The organism is Bacterioplanes sanyensis (assembly GCF_014652515.1).
In the GTDB taxonomy this organism is placed as follows: Bacteria; Pseudomonadota; Gammaproteobacteria; order Pseudomonadales; family Oceanobacteraceae; genus Bacterioplanes; species Bacterioplanes sanyensis.
Genome location: NZ_BMYY01000002.1, coordinates 448,802 through 467,118 on the forward strand (window position 1 = coordinate 448,802; position 18,317 = coordinate 467,118).

The 18,317-nt window shown below is 47.9% G+C and carries 11 protein-coding genes, 1 pseudogene and 2 CRISPR repeat arrays (1 of these 14 cut by a window edge); of the genes and pseudogenes, 7 read left to right on the top strand and 5 right to left on the bottom strand.

The window, feature by feature from the left end:
* Together IE090_RS05165 and IE090_RS05170 are read right to left on the bottom strand one after the other, a co-directional pair.
* The gene (locus tag IE090_RS05165) at positions 1-864 is read right to left on the bottom strand and encodes an MBL fold metallo-hydrolase (RefSeq protein ID WP_189387278.1); all 864 of its coding nucleotides are present in this window, start codon (positions 862-864) and stop codon (positions 1-3) included.
* 269 nt (positions 865-1,133) lie between these two features.
* On the bottom strand, positions 1,134-2,237 hold the full coding sequence (locus IE090_RS05170; protein ID WP_189387279.1) for a PA0049 C-terminal domain-containing protein: 1,104 nt from the start codon (positions 2,235-2,237) through the stop codon (positions 1,134-1,136).
* A gap of 763 nt (positions 2,238-3,000) precedes the next feature.
* Here IE090_RS05170 and IE090_RS17810 point away from each other — a divergent pair.
* The 6 genes and pseudogenes from IE090_RS17810 to IE090_RS05190 all read left to right on the top strand — a co-directional run.
* A pseudogene (locus tag IE090_RS17810) lies at positions 3,001-3,108 on the top strand (DUF6500 family protein); the annotation flags it as partial.
* A gap of 858 nt (positions 3,109-3,966) precedes the next feature.
* Positions 3,967-5,721, top strand: a complete 1,755-nt coding sequence (locus IE090_RS05175; RefSeq protein ID WP_189387280.1) for an anti-phage protein ZorA-like protein — start codon at positions 3,967-3,969, stop codon at positions 5,719-5,721.
* Complete coding sequence (locus IE090_RS05180; protein WP_189387281.1) at positions 5,721-6,425, top strand: OmpA/MotB family protein; 705 nt, start codon at positions 5,721-5,723, stop codon at positions 6,423-6,425. Before IE090_RS05175 ends, IE090_RS05180 begins: the two co-directional genes overlap by 1 nt.
* Positions 6,422-7,543, top strand: a complete 1,122-nt coding sequence (locus IE090_RS05185) for an HNH endonuclease (protein WP_189387282.1) — start codon at positions 6,422-6,424, stop codon at positions 7,541-7,543. Before IE090_RS05180 ends, IE090_RS05185 begins: the two co-directional genes overlap by 4 nt.
* Before the next feature lie 175 nt (positions 7,544-7,718).
* On the top strand, positions 7,719-7,946 hold the full coding sequence (locus IE090_RS17815) for a hypothetical protein (protein ID WP_229815477.1): 228 nt from the start codon (positions 7,719-7,721) through the stop codon (positions 7,944-7,946).
* A gap of 140 nt (positions 7,947-8,086) precedes the next feature.
* Positions 8,087-9,805: a UvrD-helicase domain-containing protein gene (locus IE090_RS05190; protein ID WP_189387283.1), complete on the top strand. Its 1,719-nt coding sequence runs from the start codon at positions 8,087-8,089 to the stop codon at positions 9,803-9,805.
* A gap of 295 nt (positions 9,806-10,100) precedes the next feature.
* Here IE090_RS05190 and IE090_RS05195 read toward each other — a convergent pair whose 3' ends face one another.
* Together IE090_RS05195 and IE090_RS05200 are read right to left on the bottom strand one after the other, a co-directional pair.
* Complete coding sequence (locus IE090_RS05195) at positions 10,101-10,382, bottom strand: hypothetical protein (RefSeq protein ID WP_189387284.1); 282 nt, start codon at positions 10,380-10,382, stop codon at positions 10,101-10,103.
* Positions 10,383-10,594: 212 nt separating this feature from the next.
* Positions 10,595-11,020: a hypothetical protein gene (locus tag IE090_RS05200; RefSeq protein ID WP_189387285.1), complete on the bottom strand. Its 426-nt coding sequence runs from the start codon at positions 11,018-11,020 to the stop codon at positions 10,595-10,597.
* A 692-nt stretch (positions 11,021-11,712) separates the two neighbouring features.
* Between IE090_RS05200 and IE090_RS05205 the strand changes: the two genes are divergently transcribed.
* On the top strand, positions 11,713-13,113 hold the full coding sequence (locus tag IE090_RS05205; protein ID WP_189387286.1) for a PDDEXK-like family protein: 1,401 nt from the start codon (positions 11,713-11,715) through the stop codon (positions 13,111-13,113).
* 476 nt (positions 13,114-13,589) lie between these two features.
* Positions 13,590-14,935: direct repeats of the CRISPR family, unit length 36 nt; unit sequence GTCTCAATCCCTTTATTAACAGGGCGTGGTTTTAAC.
* 326 nt (positions 14,936-15,261) lie between these two features.
* Here the strand turns inward: IE090_RS05205 and IE090_RS05210 are convergent.
* Positions 15,262-17,547, bottom strand: a complete 2,286-nt coding sequence (locus IE090_RS05210; protein WP_189387287.1) for an amidohydrolase family protein — start codon at positions 17,545-17,547, stop codon at positions 15,262-15,264.
* Positions 17,548-17,862: 315 nt separating this feature from the next.
* A CRISPR array of direct repeats spans positions 17,863-18,317; the repeat unit is 36 nt; unit sequence GTCTCAATCCCTTTATTAGCAGGGCGTGGTTTTAAC; it runs 404 nt beyond the window's last position.

The window sequence follows — 18,317 nt, forward strand, 5'->3', positions numbered from 1 at the left end:
TCAGAATAAATTGAGTGGCAGTTTTAAATACACCTGACCGTTATCATCCGCTGGCGGCATTTGGCCGGCACGCATATTGACCTGCACCGATGGCAAAATCAGACGCGGCATATCCAACGTGGCGTCGCGCTCGGTGCGCATGGCAACAAACTCGTCTTCGCTCACGCCTTGATGAATATGCACGTTGGCGACTTTTTCTTCTTTCACTGTGCTTTGGTAGCGATAATGCTCGCGCCCGGGGGCCAGGTAGTCGTGGCACATAAATAAGCGCGTTTCATCGGGCAGGGCAAAAATCTTTTGTACCGATTGGTAGAGGCTGCGGGCATCGCCACCAGGAAAGTCGCAGCGGGCGGTGCCGTAGTCTGGCATAAATAGGGTGTCACCGACAAAAGCGGCATCGCCAAATAAATACGTCATGCAGGCTGGGGTGTGGCCGGGCGTGTGCAGTGCACGGCCCTGCAGTTGCCCAATGTTGATGACATCGCCATCGGCAAATAAGGCATCAAACTGGCTGCCATCGCGGGCAAACTCAGTGCCGGCGTTAAAGGCTTTGCCAAACACCTGTTGCACTGTGGTGATGTGCTGGCCAATGCCCAAGCGTGCGCCAGTATGTTGCTGCAAATAGGGCGCGGCCGATAAGTGATCGGCGTGCACATGGGTCTCTAAAATCCAATCCACTACTAAGCCGTGCTGTTCAATAAACGCCAGCAAGGCTTCTGCAGAGCGGGTATCGGTGCGCCCAGCGGAGTAATCGAAGTCGAGCACCGAATCGATAATGGCGCAATGCTTAGACTGCGGGTCTTGCACCACATAGCTGTAGGTAAATGTGGGCTCGTCGAAGAAGGCGGTCACAAGCGGCGTCATAAAGCCTCCGGCTTAATGTCATTTGGTTCTAAGGATATTCTATATTTCTATATAACCAAGGTAGCATGCTGTAGCTTGGATGTCATGACCCGCATCAGTAAAGCGCATTTCCCATCTTGATGTGGGGGCGAGGCAATGCGGGTAGAAAGGTGAGTGGGTAGAAAGGTGAGTGGGTAGAAAGGTGAGTGGGTTTGATCGGGGGCGAGCAAGAGCCACGGATGTGGCCCTTATTTATGTCACGGCTCGTGTCACAGCACGGCGATTTTATTTTAAAGCGCGCCAATGGCTTGGGTCAGCATGGCGCGGATTTGCGCAACAATGGCCTCTTCGGTATCAGCTTCGTAGCCACGCACGGCTGGGGTATGAATATGACCGATGGCGATATCTGGGTTGAGCTGTTGGCCCAATAGAATTGCTCGATAGCTGATTTCATTGGATAAATAACCACCGCCAGAGCCTTCGACTGAGGTTTGCCCTGCCAGTTGGCCCAAATTTTCGGCTGCAAATTGGCCTTGCTCCAGCGTTTGCACTTGGCGATTATCCTTCACCTGCCAGCGCCCTTGCACTTGCTGCATGGCGTGAACGGGCAGCGAGAACTCAACAAACTGCGGCCCTGCTAGCTCCTCACCCATAAGCCTAGGCGGTAGGGGTTGCTCATGGGTCGCGCCGGTAAAAATATTGCGATTACCCGGTGCTTTGGCGCTGCGATTTAAGCCGGGGAAGCGTTCTAAATCAAAATGTTCCCGTCCCATAGAAATAGTGACCACCATATCGACTTTATGAGTGGTTAAATACGGTGTTAATAACGCTTCGATCATGCCTTGATCAAAATCTTCAAAGCGCACGGGAATCATCGCTGCTTCTATTTCGGCGCGGCGACCGTTTCGTGTTAATACTTGATTGTCGAGTTGCAATGCGGCCAAGCCAGATGGATTGGATTGATGCAAGTAACGGTCGAGAAAAAACGGATCAAAACCGGTAATTAAAATACGCACATCGGCATTTTGATCAAAGTTAATATCGTCAATGCCACGCGATGCACGCTCAAGTTCTGTTAGCTGTTCATCTTGCATGCCTTGCTGTTTTAATGCGCGGCGCAGCCATAGGCGGTTCCAGTATAAAGGTCTGTCATCACTCAGCTCGCTTTGCGCTAACGTCACTGCTTGGCGCCACAGTTGATGGCCGGCAGCTTGCAGTTGCTCGGAAGTGGGGGCTGCACCGAGTTTGTCTTTTAATGGCTGCGCGACCGACGCCAAGGGCGTCAATAATGAGGGTTGCTCGGTTTCAGCTTTGGCCACGCGCAGTTCTTCTGGGTCGAGGGCGGTGGCATGAAAACTGAGGCCGGCTAAGGCAAGCAATAAAAGAGAGCGCATAAAAAAGTCTACTGCTGTGATAAAACGCTTAGGCTATCACAAGGCAGTGCATGAGCAGACTAAGACGTTCGCTGTAAATGCGCGCGGCGTATGATTTTTGTCACGCACACCGCCATTGCCTTTTGCTGAGCAGGTCTATTCAGCCATCAGCTTACACCTTAACCCGTGGCTGAGCCGTTCAGAGCACAGTTATGAAGATTTTTGCTCAAAACCGGTGCCAATATGGACATGATCGGCGCTTATCACTTCTGGCTTCACCGAGTAACGTTATCCACGCACAGGCTTTGCTAGACAGCAGCTGCCACATCCTTCATGCAGCCATGCTGGGGTGTTAAACAAACTTGGCTTCTCTAAAATTGTGGATAAAAACCCGCTTAATCAATACGATGGCCCCAGTCATGCGAGCCACATTACGGCAGAAAATCATTGACGTGTGCAGCAAAAAAATTCAGCAAAAGGTGAAGGGGGGAATGTATCTTTTTACGCTTTTTGGCTGGGGCACCTCGGAATAGTTCGGTGCCCGCTCTGGAACGCCAGAGGGCTCAAGATCACGACGCTCTAGCAAGGCTACCGCAAAAATCGGCGACACAGGGCTAGAGTTCTCTGGCGCTCCCAAAGGGCGCGGGCAGCAGGTTTCTATAACGTCGTTGCCGATGTTGAAAAGGACTGGCCATTTCCTGCCATCGTCGCCTTGCTCTGAAAGCTTGCTGCACTCGCGCAGAGCTGTGCAGAATTACTCAGAGGTGTCCTAAAAAATGACGACCCCGAGCTGCTGATGGAGGCGGCTACTTGGTGGATTCAACCTCATCAACTGGATCACTTTGAAAAAGCAGTGAAGAATCGCCGGATGGTGGAGGCTATTGGCGACTAACAGCTAAGCCTTCTATGGACTTATCACGACCACGCGATTAGCTTCAGTTGAGCACGACACAGCTCTGTTGACCCTGTTAAAAAGCGCGAGCGATATTGAGAGTTACCGAAATCCTCTTCTTACCACTTTGCTAAGCCCTAGCTGTAGGGCCAAAGGAAGATCAATTGATGCTTGTCTCTTAAGACGGCAGCATAAAGCAGCCGTCGATCTTCATTTGTTTTATATCAGCACAGTGTTGTTGTTACGTGGGATGCCGCCTAATGTTTGGCATCAGTGAATGACGCGAAGGACGAGCAAACCAATCAGATAGAAAACAGAGCCTCCTAACCTAGGACAAGGAAGCGATAAGCAACGCGGAGTTGTGCTAAGCGAAGCAGACATTTTCTAGAATGCGAGTATTGCGACATTATATGTCGCATGTTGTCTGTTATAAGAGCTTTTACCCTTCTCAGCCTCCTATAAAGTGGGCATACTGCGCCTTTCTTGGAAATAAGTTACTCAATAGACTGATCTCGATGAGTTGGAAGTAACCAGATTATGAGTTTGTTATGGCTTCGCTCGAAAGGCGAGATGTGAGTGACGCGTGGAGCGTATATGCCGTTATGTTCACTAATCTGCGCGCTGATCCATCACAGCAAGTCCCTTTAGCTGTTAGCCAAACCCAGCTGAATCAGTTCCTAGCAGCCTACTGGGTGGGGTAATAACCACCGAGTTAGTAGCGAACACGAATTATCGGCTGGTGTGGTAATGCTCATGGCGGGGGCGTGAACCTCGGGCATACAAACCCCGTTGCATGATGGCCTTCAGCGTTGTGATGGCTACCTGATCCGACGATCTTACAGTGAAGGAGTATTTAAGTTGCTAAACCTGATAGAAAGCCTGCTACGTGGAATCTCGGCGACGGGCATTGCTGATGCATTTATCGTGTCGATTTTCCTGACGCTTGCGATCTCTCTTTACTTAAAACGCAGTAATCGCGGTCAGGGCTTTACTCACTATGCGCCAACTTTGCTGACGACCCTGGGTATTCTCGGCACCTTTGCGGGCATCATTGTAGGCCTGCTTGATTTTGATGTGAACAAGATAGAGCAAAGCATTCCGGCCCTGCTGGCGGGCTTAAAAACGGCGTTTATTACCAGTCTTATCGGAATGCTGGCGTCTATTTTTTATAAAGTGCTGGTGTCGAGTGGCTATTTAACAAAGGCGGTTGATCCCGCTTTGGATGAAGATCAGATCGGCGCAACGGATATTTACGCGGCGATTGTGCGCCAGGCGGATGAAATGGCTGTGCTTTCAAAAGCCATCGGCGGTGAGGAGGACTCCAGCCTATTAAGCCAGATCAAGCTGATGCGTGCGGACATTACTGATAACCATAAATCGAGCCAGCGTGTACGTGAACTGATGGGCACAACACTGGTAGATATCCAGAATGATGTAGCGGCGCAGCAGGCTGAGTTTAAAGAGTTCCAAGAACGTTTATGGCGCAACCTGCAAGATTTTGCTGACATGTTGTCGAAGTCAGCGACCGAGACGGTGATTAACGCGCTTAAGGACGTGATTAAAGACTTTAATAATAACCTCACCGAGCAATTTGGCGAGAACTTTAAGCAGTTAAATGCCGCGGTTGAAAAACTGGTTGAGTGGCAAGAAAACTACAAAGGCCAGATCTCAGATATGACGGCGCAGTATGCACAGGGGGTGCAGGCGATCACGGCAACTGAACAGTCGATGGAAAAAATCAGTGAGCGTGCCGGCACCATTCCGGAGACAATGGAGCGACTGCAAACCGTGGTTGAGGTCAATCAGCACCAAATCAACGAGTTGGATCGCCATTTGACGGCCTTCTCTGATGTGCGTGATCGTGCTGTAGAGGCGGTACCGGAAATCCGCAAGCAGATCGACGAGACCATTGCCGGTGCACAGCAAGTAAACCAAGAAATCACCACTGGTATGCAGGGGGTGGCTGAGTCTGTGCAAAAAGTGATGTCTGATTCAGCAGAGCAGTCAGCCAAACAGATTGCTGACAGTGCTAGCACCTTGTCACAGGCGATTGCCACCGGTGCGGAAGAGTTTGTTGCTAACTCCCATGGCGTGAATGCCTCGCTGCAGTCCACCTCGGATGTACTGCAACAACACAGTCATGAAAGCCGCCAGACTTTGCAAGATGCACTGGAAGAAGTGAATGCCAGCATGCGTGCTCTGGTAACAGATATGAAAACAGAAACCGAGCAGGTTAATAAGAAGTTTGCCGATGTTGGTGAATCTGTCATTCGTGAAGCGGGTGCGGTACAGAAGACGATGACGGCGAATGCTCAGGAGTTGATGGACTCTGTTCGCCAAGCCTTTGAAGAGGCTGCCCAACGTCAGACCGAAGCGCATCAGCGTGTATTGAGTGGCTTGTCGCAACAGGCGGATAAAGCGTTGGCAGATACCGGTGAATCTGTGACTAAGCAGGTCAATGCACTCGATCGTGCGCTTGAGCGTGAAATGAATCAGGTGATGACTGAGATGGGACGTGCATTGGCACGTATTTCAGGGCAATTTACCTCGGATTATTCGAAGCTGGTCAAAGAAATGGATAATGTAGTGCGTCGCACTGCTGGAGCTGCTTGATGAAGCTCTTGACCTCTCAGTCTAATGAACAGGAAGAGTCGCACTGGTTATCAGTCTCGGATTTGATGGCGGGCTTGATGATGGTGTTCTTGTTTATCGCGGTCGCTTTGATGCTGAAAGTTAACCAAGATAAGCAGAAAATTCAGCAAGTCGCGGTCGCCTACCAAGAGAATCAGGTCGCCATTTATGAAGCCTTGATGGGCGAATTTGAGGATGATCTGAAAACTTGGGATGCTGAGATCGATAAAGATTCTTTGACCTTTACTTTTAAGTCTCCCGAGGTGTTGTTTGCTCAGGGTAAGTCTGATTTGACGTACGAATATCGTCGGCTATTGGAGAATTTCTTCCCGCGTTATCTCGATGTCCTGTGGCAGTTTAAAGACTCTATCAATGAAGTGCGCATTGAAGGGCATACCAGTAGTCTGTGGAATGGTTACGTCACAGATACCCAAGCATATTTCAATAATATGGAGCTATCGCAGGATCGAACCCGAAGTGTGCTGTCGTATGTATATCAGCTGGCGCCGGTCGCAGACCGTGTCGGCTGGATTAAGCGCCACCTGGCTGCTGTGGGCTTATCCTCATCGCGTATTATTAGTGATGCTAGCGGTCGCGAAGACCGCAGAGCATCACGGCGTGTGACGTTTCGTGTGATTACTAACGCAGAGATTCAGATCAAGAAAATTCTGGAGTTTCAGCAGTGAAGCTCGATGTCAATCTATCAGAGTTAATTGCCTGTGCCGAACGTATGGGCAGTTTTGTTCCGGATTTTGCAGTTGAGGTCGCGATTGAAGATTCGTTTGAGCTAGATACTTCGCTATCCAGTACCGCGGGCCTAGAAATTGGCCTGGATGAATTGGAAATAGAGCAAGGCCTGCTCGGTTATCGCGGTCGGCAAGTATTGCTGTTTATTCCCGATCATGGTTCTCGGGCCGGCAATGTGCTAGCTGGGCGGTCAGAAGGTAACAAGTTTCATGTGGCGGACTGTCAGAAACTTGATGAAATGCGTAGTAAACAGCGTTTTGAACGCTATAAAGCTACCTATAACGTCAGCGGTAAGTTCGAAATTTTTGGCACCCTGGGTTATCGGGGCGAGGATGTTAGCGGTGAAGCAGAGTTGCATGTGTGCAAGTTATGTTTGGGCTATCTAAATTATCGTGGCTATAAAAACTCGAATAAAGCTGCCAAAGATTCTGTCTACGATGCCTTTGATATCAGCGAATTTTTGTCGAAGTATAGTACGCTGTTTCGCTCCATGCCTAAGCGCGAAGCGCTGGTGGATATGGCCGGTTATGTTGATAACTGGAAGGAGATTTCCCGCGACTTCCGCCAGAGTCATAACTGGAGCTGTGATCACTGCAATGTGAATCTTCAGAGTCATCCTGCTCTACTGCATACACACCATATCAACGGTGTTAAACGCGACAATCGTCCAGAGAATCTGAAAGCTCTGTGTATTGATTGCCATCGTAAGCAGCCACAGCATGACTATATGAGAGTGACTCATGCACAGATGCAGGAGCTTAACCGCCTGCGCAAAGAACAGTCCCTGTTATGTCAGGATAGTTGGGACGAGCTGATTGAACTGGCAGATACCTCTGTGACTGATTTATTGCGTCACTACCGATTAAAGAGTTACGCGAAACCTGTGGTGGGCCACGAGTTGCAGGCTGATAGTGGTGAAGTCATTGCCATGTTTGAGCTGGCCTGGCCCGATAAACAAAAGGCTATTGCTATTGATTATGATGCCATCTCTCTGGGCAGTCAGTACGGTTGGCGCGTGATCTCAGTGGGAGAGGCGATAAAGCGCATGAATCAGTAATACGGTACTTGTATTAACCTCGAGCGATGATTTTAAGGATCCCCTCACATGTTAGCACTGCAGTATGTTGCTATGGGTTATCCACCCTATCTATATCAACATCTCTCTTTTCAAAGCCTATATGGTGCTCCATCATTACCAACTCTACTGGTAGCCGTCATAAACGGAGTGCCTCATGTCTCCCGGGCTGGAGTACAGTGCTGATGAGTATCACTATGGCATCAAGGCCCTTGTTTTTTGTCTGATGAATACGTTAGCGACGGACCAAGCAAAGTGCTATGAAAAAAAGATTTATCGTAGATCTGAGCTACGCGGCAGTGTGCGTGTTGGGCTGTCTGTCGGCGCCAGTGAAGCGACCTCTCAAACTGAGATAATTAATGCTTCTTTTGGGAATGGCTGCTAGCAAATGAGGCAGCCCACGATAGGGTATCACTGAGTGAGAACGCTGTGGCTAAACTGGGTTCTACAGGGTATCTGAGTATTGAATAAAAAACAGCTTGTTACTAATCTAGGAGTAACAATTGGGTTGGATAGATAATAGATATGGACCGCGCAGTCTTGCAAAAGCAACTATTAAAGCTGGTAGGTTTACATGCACCTATCAAAGCTCGTAGTCTAGCTAAAATACTTGCCGATGAATTTGGCAAGCATGTAGATCGCAGCGATGTAAATTCTGTACTTTATGCTCTTAAAGCGGAGCGAAAGGTTGAGGTCAATGCAGGCTATGAGTGGAGTATCTATGGGCAGTTGGTAGCTGAAAAAAGCCGATCTGATCGTAATGTAGCAGAAGTAAAACTGGACATGGAAGCAGAGGAAAGGGTTGTTTCTCCTGAAATCATATTTACTCCAGATCAACAGGCGGTAATTAATCTTGATCCAGTGGATCATTTACTGATTCGAGGCCAAGCAGGAAGCGGTAAGACAACTGTACTGGCCGCTCGAGCCGGACGTATTTTGTCAGCAATGAATAAAGGGTCATTGTTATTCCTGACCTACAATTCGGCATTATCAGCTTATGTAAAAAAGACCTTCAAAAAATCAGGCATGAAAAGTAGCATCGCCGTCCAGACGTTTCACGAATGGTCACGGAACTGTGTCAAAGCGCTTGGTTTTGAGTTTGGTGGCTGGGTCGATGACAAAGCTCGTAGTCAGAAAATATTACAGCTGATTGATGTCGCTATTGATGAGCTCGGTAACCATCGTCTTTATGATCTGAAGCAATCGCCAGAATTATTGACTTGGTGGGGCGATGAAATTGCTTGGCTGTTTGGTCAACACCTTATGCGGCTAGATGACTATCTCTCTGTAGAGCGAACAGGTCGCGGTACGTCCGTGCGTGTATCTCAGGAGGATCGCCGTTTCGTATGGTATGTCTTCGAGCTTTACGAAGAATGGTTGGAAGATACCCGCCAAGCGGACTACGACAATCCCGCAGGGCTGATTTTGCGTGCACTTCAGGAAGAGGGAAAAAACTTGCCTGACGAGTTACGCTTCGATCACGTCATGATTGACGAGGTACAGGATTTCGATAAAAGTTGGCTGTTAGTGGCGGTGAAAATTCCTCGCGTATCGCTGAGTATGGCAGGTGACCTTGCACAGAAGATCTACAAACGAAGTTTTAGTTGGTCCTCTGTAGGGATTCAGGTGCAGGGAGGCCGTTCGCGGCGATTGCCTGCGAGTCATCGAACAACAAAACAGATTATGGATGTAGCGGCACACCTGCTTATTAATAATGACGTGACAGATAGCACTGATTACACCGCACCAGAGCGCCCCGTGAAGAGTGGCGACAAGGTGAAAATGATTGTTGGTGCGAATCCAAAAGATGCATACGATAAAGGTTATGATTGGATTTTCGAGCAATTCAAACGCCTGAGAAGTACTACGGTAGCTGTTGTTCTCCCATTTTCTCGCCAGATGTACCCCGCCAAAATGGCCTTAGAAAAACGTGGCCTGAAAGTACAAAGCGTGAAAGGTGCTGGTCTAGGTGGTGTTGATGGTGGTGTCGTTGTTACAACTTTTCACCAGCTTAAAGGTTTAGAGTTTGATCACGTGGTTATTATGGGGTTGCATGATGCACAATACCCGTGTCGACTTCTGGAAAGACTGCCACAAGAGGATCATTCCGAGGAGATTAGCTTAATGAAGCGGGTTCTTTATGTTGCTATGACTCGTGCTAAAAAGAGTGTGTCTCTTGTCGGATCGAAACCTTTCTGTCGTTTTTTTGATGGTGTACCTGCCAACCTTATTGACGAGATCTAAGTTATCGTTGGCTCAATTCATTGGTGCTCAACTGGGGCTTTGTGTATGGAATAGCTAGCGATTTTATCCACACTCGATGTGCAAAGATTCATTATGATGACGGAAACAGTGTAAAGTACCAATCTTAAATCGGGGTTAGGAGATAGACCAGTATAGCCTTGTCAGCCCGCGGGCTGGATAAGCATGTTGTGATACATGTCTATTGCTTATCCGTGGGTATTAACTTTGAGTATATCGCTGCTGAAATACTGGTGCTGATCTTTTTTTAGTGATGGCCGTAGGATTGTTGGTCTTGTCACCGACGCCACTTAGCGGCAATAAAATAATCCACGGGCTCACCAGCTACGACGGCGGCATAGCCCTCTATGTGTTCAAGTTCATCGGGCAGGCAAGGGTGCTCTGCAGTGAACGACCACCATTGGCATGACTCGGGCTGACGGGCAACAAAGGCTTGCCATTGCGGGTTTAAAAAGCCAAAAGCTTTAGCGGGAGCGGCTTGGTAAGGGTCGTTTGGGGTTTCGCGTTGTTCTATGTCAGCTAAAGTCAGCGCTTGCTGTAGAAATTGCCGCTGCATCATAAAGGGCTTGGGTGTTGGAGGCAGTTGCGGGGGTGGCTGGCGGCGAGCGGCTAGCCGGTTAATCAACCGCAGCGGCCATGCAACGCTGAGGACGAGTAAACCAAGGGCATAAAAAACAGCGCCTCTTAGTCCAGTGTCGGGTCGGCGTAGAGCGTATAGGCCGATCAGTATGCCCATGACAAGGTAAATAACAGCGATATTTGTCAATGCGCTCATGCTGGCCCTTTATTTTTGCTATGGCGCTGCCCAATCAGTTTGCCTCGCTCGATTTGCAGTAATAGATACTGCTGGTAGTCGCTGGCAAAGCCTTGATGGCGGTATTGCTTGAGCTGGCCATCGATTAAGGTCAGGGTGCCTGAGTACCAATGGGCAAAAACGCGCTCGTCGTAGCCGGGGAATACATCGCCCAAGCTCATCTCGCAATGCTCGCCCATGATGCTGGTGTGGCTTAAATCGGTTAAATACAGGTGTTGATCCAGAATTTGCCAGTGGCCCAGATAGCCGCGCACTAAATGAAAACCGCTGAACAAAAAGCGTGGAGTTTCTTTGGCAACGGTTAAATAGTCTGACAGCGGCGTAGATATCATGGAGTAGCGTTGTCCCTGATAATCCAGAGTTTCATGCAGTTGAGCAGTCATCGCGTCCTTGTTGATTGAATGTGCAGTTGCATTATGTGGATTGGCTGGCAGCGAATCAATATGGCGGTAGGTCGCCCCAGAGAAGGCCAGCTCGGTGTCGCTGCTTTTGGCTGTAGCTGGCTAGAGCGTAAACCAGCTTTATGATTTTAGCCCTCTGGCTATCCAGGGCGGGTACCGAACTTATTGCTCAATGTGGGGTGCGTTGTCACCAGCGGAGGAGATGTGCTGGCTGAAAGGCTGAGGTGGCGGGTTGTGGTGGATCAAAAGAATAATTGGCCTCCCCACAGGAGGCCGATGTTTTTAATTAACTATTTGAATCTAAAGGGAAAATTAGGTCTCGGTTGTTACTAATACCCCCAATGGTACCCCGACCATTCCCAGGGTACCCCCGAACACGGATCCTTTGGTGTACGCTATCGCGAGTCCATCTTTCTAGCCCACTTGATACGATAAAAGCGACTTATGTTGGCATGCATGATACTGAACTCAGTTGTTAACCTGGATCATTGCTAGGTAAAGGTCATTTGCTTATAGTCTTTGCTGATTTATTTGTTATTAGTTTCTCGGTCTTCGACAGTTTGCGTGGGAGAGTGCCTCTTCCAAGTCACGCGCTCAGTTGAATGACACCTCTAGCGTCGCTTAGCGGCAATCGATCACTGAGATCGACACACATACATTTATAGGTGGGCAGGGTGGCAAAGTTACCAACAGAGTATAAGAATGCAATGCAGTCGGCACTTGAGGAGTTGAATGAGGTGCTACTGGAACGGCAAGGTAGCGCCGATGATGATATTCGTCAGGAAACCAACATTTTCCGTATTTTGCGGATAGAGAATTATGAAATTCGCCACGGCGCATTTCTTGATTACCTGTTGGACCCTGATAGAAACCCAGAACTAGCACATGAGTTTGCCAAAGCATGGATTGCAGAGATCTATGATGAGTTGAGCATCGATGACGGTGGTTTTCTAGAGCGTTTGTTCGAGGCGAATGAGTTTGAACTTGGCCCGTTAAAAGATGAACATCGTTTCAGTGAGGTATCGATTCCTGAGAGCAGGCTAAGAATTGACCATGCTTTTGAAGTCAAAGTGGGCAAAACGAGGCGTGTGTTTGTATTTGAGTACAAGCACAACGGTGTTGTTCAGAATGATTTGGCCGCTTATCAAGCCTTTGTCAACGATAAATATGCAGGAAATCGCTACCTGGCCCGCTACTTTGTTATGGACTTGGGAAACAAAATTCACAACAGCTTTGAAAGTGAAATATTTGACTTAGTTAGCAAAGAAACACTGGTAAATGCGCTTGATATGACGCTTGACCTTGCAGTACGCAAGGATATGCAAGCAACAAGAATGTACCTAGAACAGTATCGAGACATTCTAGCGCCTGAGGTAGAGGAGCAATATCCATGGAGGGGCTTAGAAAATATACTCTGGAATACGTGGAATCCCTCATATATTGAGTATGATGATGCGTGGAAGGTATGGGATAAACTAGCTGAAAAAGCTATAGATGACCCCGATATTTTCGAGGATCTTGCAGCCTTCGACACTGAGCAGCTGTTTGACCAGGCAGTTCTTGAAGCACTGGAGGATGTGGATAATTGCAGTGTTCGGCGAAACTCGGGTTGGGTACGAATCGAGCCAAGCAAATGTCAGCTAAAGCACTTTTACTTGTTTTCTAATCTTTGGTTTGGCCCTGAAGGGCTCTATATGGGGCTAAACCTTCAAAGTTGGCACGACCCTAAGGGTCAGGTAGAAGAGCAGGAAAAACAGCATCAACTGGCGTTGCAGGTTCTAGCAAATAGTCGCTGGGGGAGTTTTTGCGGGTCGCCCGAGCAGTGGCCGTCACTGAGTCGTATTGAGCTGACTTTTAGTAGAGATGAGAGCAGTGAATTTATCGTTAAAGACTTAAAGTTGAGGAATCGCTCTGAAAGCAGTAAGCGTACTCATGGCGTAGTCATCAATATTAAACTTCCTATTGAGCTTTCAGAACTCAAGCAAGCTTGCTGTAGTGATGAAATGCCAAAGGTTTTTACTCAGTATATTGCTGAAGCCGAAGCGCTGGTCGAATCGATTAATAAGCTGAGCTGATCTTTCAGTTGGATTTTCAAAATTGGTGTGATTTATTAATAGTCTTCAGAATACCAGTAGAGTCTGTGAATTCACCCCTAAATAGTATTCTATCCGAAATAACAGGGTGTCACATGCTGTGACACCCAGAGCGTTTATAAGCATGTACCATCTTGGTGAGCCAGTTTGTCACCGACATAAGAGGAATGAACACCAATGCTGGCTACGCCTCTAGTGTCTATGCCTGCTTGCAGCGTTTTTTTACAAGATTACTAAGTCGGCGGTTTTAGTGGTTTTTGATAGAGCCAATGTGATCGTCCAACCGAATTTGATGAGCAGATGTTAACGTGATGGCTTTGAAAAATTTTGATTTTTAATAGGGCCTTGTAATGCTCCTTGTAGTGATATGATTTGTCGCTTTAGTTGGGTGGGATAGTATGTGGTTTGTACAGTATATGAGGCTTTTTTGGCCTGGATATCAGGATGCAATTATTTTGATATAAATCCCTTTGTTAGCAGGGCGTGGTTTTAACTCATCGCCCAGATTACGGACAGCCCGGACCTGTCTCAATCCCTTTATTAGCAGGGCGTGGTTTTAACAAGGGCGGCGTGGCCAGACAACACCAGGAAGGGTCTCAATCCCTTTATTAACAGGGCGTGGTTTTAACGAATGCAGGTGGCTATGTGTTCGTTCTACTGAGGTCCCAATCCCTTTATTAGCAGGGCGTGGTTTTAACCTTTAACGATGCGTTAAACACCCTTGCCCAGTTGTCTCAATCCCTTTATTAACAGGGCGTGGTTTTAACTGCGCCTAGATGACCATGAACAACGTCTCAATGGGTCTCAATCCCTCTATTAACAGGGCGTGGTTTTAACGCAGCTGCAAGGCGTGATGCTCAAATCGTTCCGTCTCAATCCCTTTATTAACAGGGCGTGGTTTTAACGAAAGACTACTGGAAAGACGCCCCGGAGTGGGCCGTCTCAATCCCTTTATTAGCAGGGCGTGGTTTTAACTTTCGGTGATGCCGTTATCATCGTTACCGCTATGTCTCAATCCCTTTATTAGCAGGGCGTGGTTTTAACGAATAACTACGGCCAACCGGCACAAGTAGCTCGTCTCAATCCCTTTATTAGCAGGGCGTGGTTTTAACACAACTGGCCGCCGCCGACGCCGACAACAACTACCGGTCTCAATCCCTTTATTAGCAGGGCGTGGTTTTAACCTTGGCTCCGTGCCATTCTAAACGAGGCATCGTTGTTTCAATCCCTTTATTAGCAGGGCGTGGTTTTAACCGAAAACGATTACCAAGTATCACTGTTAATCTGTCTCAATCCCTTTGTTAGCAGGGCGTGGTTTTAACACCGACCTCCGGCGAGGTGCCGATCTTTCAGCGTCTCAATCCCTTTGTTAGCAGGGCGTGGTTTTAACAATTCACGCTGTTGAGAACCACATGGTTCGCGCAGTCTCAATCCCTTTGTTAGCAGGGCGTGGTTTTAACATTAAGATTCTCGCGTCAGAGGATGACGGTGTGAAGTCTCAATCCCTTTGTTAGCAGAGCGTGGTTTTAACGTTTAACGATTTCGATGCAGAACAAATTCAACGTCTCAATCCCTTTATTAACAGGGCGTGGTTTTAACCATGACTCGTGCTAACATGACTGATGCTAACAGTCTCAATCCCTTTATTAACAGGGCGTGGTTTTAACAAATCTATCTATACCACGTTGCGGGGTTTTCTGTCTCAATCCCTTTATTAACAGGGCGTGGTTTTAACGGTGAAAGTGCGCTACGGAAAGCGTTTTCAATCGTCTCAATCCCTTTATTAACAGGGCGTGGTTTTAACTCCATTGCTAAGAAAACAAGAAGTAAATCAATCACTTAGAACGGATATTTCTGCACCAATTGGGTGCGTAGAAGTTGTCTGTTTTTTGATCATCTTGTTTAAAGAGCTTGCGCCAGTGTATCGGTCGTTGGCGGTTAGGCCAAGGCCTTAGTGTGGTGGCCAGTCGCCGTGCTTTACCCAGTGTTGCAGCAGCTGCGGCAACTGGCTGAGCTCTGTACCGCTGCATACCTGTATCTGGTGGCTATTCAGTCTCTCAGACAAGCTGGTGTCGGGCTCAACTCTATCAGCACTAACAGGGTGTCACACGCTGTGACACCCAGAGTGGTTTATAAGCATGTACCTTCATGGTGAGCCGGTTTGCCACCGACATAAGAGGAATGAACACCAATACTGGCTATGTCTCCAATGTCTTTGCCTGCTTCCAGCGGGTTTTTACACAAGATTACTAAGTCGGCAGTTTTACCGGGCTTGATAGAGCCAATGTGATCATCCAACCGATTTTGTTGAGCAGGTGTTAATGTGATGGCTTTAAGAAGTTGGTAGATTTCAGCAGGGCCTGATGCTGCTCCTTCGGTGGGTAGGGCAGTGGCCTGCTTAGTGTCTAAATCAGGATAAATCCAAGTAGCACGCCCCTTTTTTCCATTGATGTTATTCAGTATACGCATGTGCTCAACATACCAAAGAGGATTGACGGGAGCGATGGGAGCATCGGAGTGAAGTGAGAAATCGATGCCCATAGCCTGCTCTAGGGTGTAAGCATCCAGATATGGCAGGCGGCTATGATCCTGCTTGTTAATGTCGATCGTTGCATGGCCATCTAAAATGCTCGAGAAAGCACCACCCCAATAGGCAACGTGGCCGGTTAAGTGTGAGGTAGAAAGATTGACGCCTCGAAGCTTGGCTAGGCCGACGGCGTTGAGTGCCGCCGGAGTTGCTTTCTCTGGCGTACTAGGGTTGCCAGCAACAGTTGCATGAATCAATACCATGGGATTCGTGTTTGCCTGTTGCTGTTGAAGATAAGCCATGCTGTTAGCGGTGGATATCATTGAATCGTCACCGTTGGCATGAACTTGGAGCATCCAGCCATCATGCCAGAATGGTAACATTGTTTGATACAGCGAACCGTCGCCTTGGAATGGCTCGTCTCCCGGCTTTAGTGATTGCTCAGGTCTTTTTAGTGGCTTTGAGGTGGAGTTTGAATAATTTGAACCTAAATACCCTTCTTTTCCATCACAGACTCCATCGGTAGCGTAATTCTCTGCTAGAAACCCTGAGCAACCTTGGGTCGAGCCATCAGCCCAAACCTTAATTCCATTGGCCGCAAAAATACCAGTGGGCATACTTTCGTTGTTTGGTGTAGGCCAGGTGTTGGTTCTAGAGGCGATGCCTTGCTGCTCCAGTTGCGTGACAGTTTTGACTGGGGACTGGTCTGCTCTGCTTTGGTCTTGGATCGTACTCGCCATCAGCGTACGGTAGCGCAAAGCTGGCATATCAGATGTGTCTAGCAGGCTATCAGCGTTTCCGTTTTGGTAGGCTAGGTCGTGTAAATACATGATTTCACTAACAGAAAAGCCACCACCATTGATTACCGTTGTTACGCCTGAAGCGGCGATTTTTTTGACAATAGGAGCGGTTGCTTTGAATCCATCATCAAGAGTCAAAAAGAAAAATGGACTGTCTTTTCCTGTCTTAAGGTCTTTTCCTATTTTAACCAAAAAATTACTATACGCGGGCTCTTCGAGTAGCAAGCCTGTAAATAGACCTTCATGAACCTGCCAAGTGCCGAGTGCTGGTGTTTTGTCTTGGGGGAGTGTGACACCAGGATTAAGGTTTATTTTGGGCCCGCAAGGCCATTTTGAGCAAATACCGGCGGCAACAAATGCGGCCCCGTTAACATAGCCAACATGGCCAGATTGATCGAGTAAGAAAACAGGTTTGCCATCAGCCTTTCTGGGCAATAACTCTTCATCGATTATCTGTGCGGGATTGTTGCGCAGTGCTGCTGCGCTTTTGAGTGCATCGCTTGTATTACCAAAGCGTGCGGGGTCAATGCCATTACCGATAACCCATGGCGATAGTGGATTCTGATCCAACCAGTCTTGCAATCGACTTTTAGTCCATGCAAGGCCAGTAACGGTCGAGGTCGAGTTACCATAGTCACACAGTGAGGGAACACCTTCTTGATCATATAGGCGATAATAATAGAGTTCTGGTAAGCAGGGTGAAAGATCTGCAATAGCAGAATAGTCAACCATTTGTGTTAAATGCATATGCGGTTCGATAAAACCAGGCATCAGCGCTTTACCCTTGAGGTTTACCTTCTTAACATTGTGATTGCTTTTGCACTCAGCAAACATGCTATCTACCCCAACACTGACGATCTGCTCACCGTTAACCAGCATGGCGCTGTAGTTGCCAAGCATATCAGCAGTAGAGTCGGCCATGGTTAATATTGTGCCGTTATAAAATAGCGTTTGCCCGGGTTGGCTAGAAGCGCAAAAGTTGTTTGATGTCACGTAAGAGGCATTGGATGTAGTTTTGGTCGTACACGCGGACAGTGTTGCTGTAAGAATGGCTGTCATCGCAGCATAGTGCATACAGTTAATTTGCATTTGGTTTGCTCCCTTGTTTTTAGAGATCAAGATGGTGACGTAACTCACCTTGATCTTGTTATTAGCAAGGCTTGTTGCTCTCAAAAACAAGGGTGTTAGATAAAGTGTAAGAACTTTGGCTCAGTATTTTTTATAAGAAAGGATATAGCGACATGATATGTCGCCACATCCTAGAAAAATCGATGTTTTCTCTTTTCTTGAAAGGTGCAAATCTGCCTGGTGTGAAACTCAAGGTGCAAGGGTTTTGGTGTGAATCTTTTATTAGCAGAGTGTGGTTTTAACCGGAAAATACGGTGCTGAGGCCAAATCAGCCATGTCTCAATCCCTTTATTAGCAGGGCGTGGTTTTAACCGAAGACTGTGACGGCCACGGCCATCTCGAATGGTCTCAATCCCTTTGTTAGCAGGGCGTGGTTTTAACAACCATGGGTGACGCTACAGTCTTACCTATGACGTCTCAATCCCTTTGTTAGCAGGGCGTGGTTTTAACTACGAAGCCAACGAAGCCGCCGAGCTGGAAGCGTCTCAATCCCTTTGTTAGCAGGGCGTGGTTCTAACGATTGCAATGTTTCTAACACTGAACTGAAAGCGTCTCAATCCCTTTGTTAGCAGGGCGTGGTTTTAACTGTACGAGCTGTATTACCGAGTTTGGGAAGACGGTCTCAATCCCTTTGTTAGCAGGGCGTGGTTTTAACCTTGAGTCGCGCCCATGAGAACACCTTGCGTTCGTCTCAATCCCTTTATTAGCAGGGCGTGGTTTTAACACAGAGC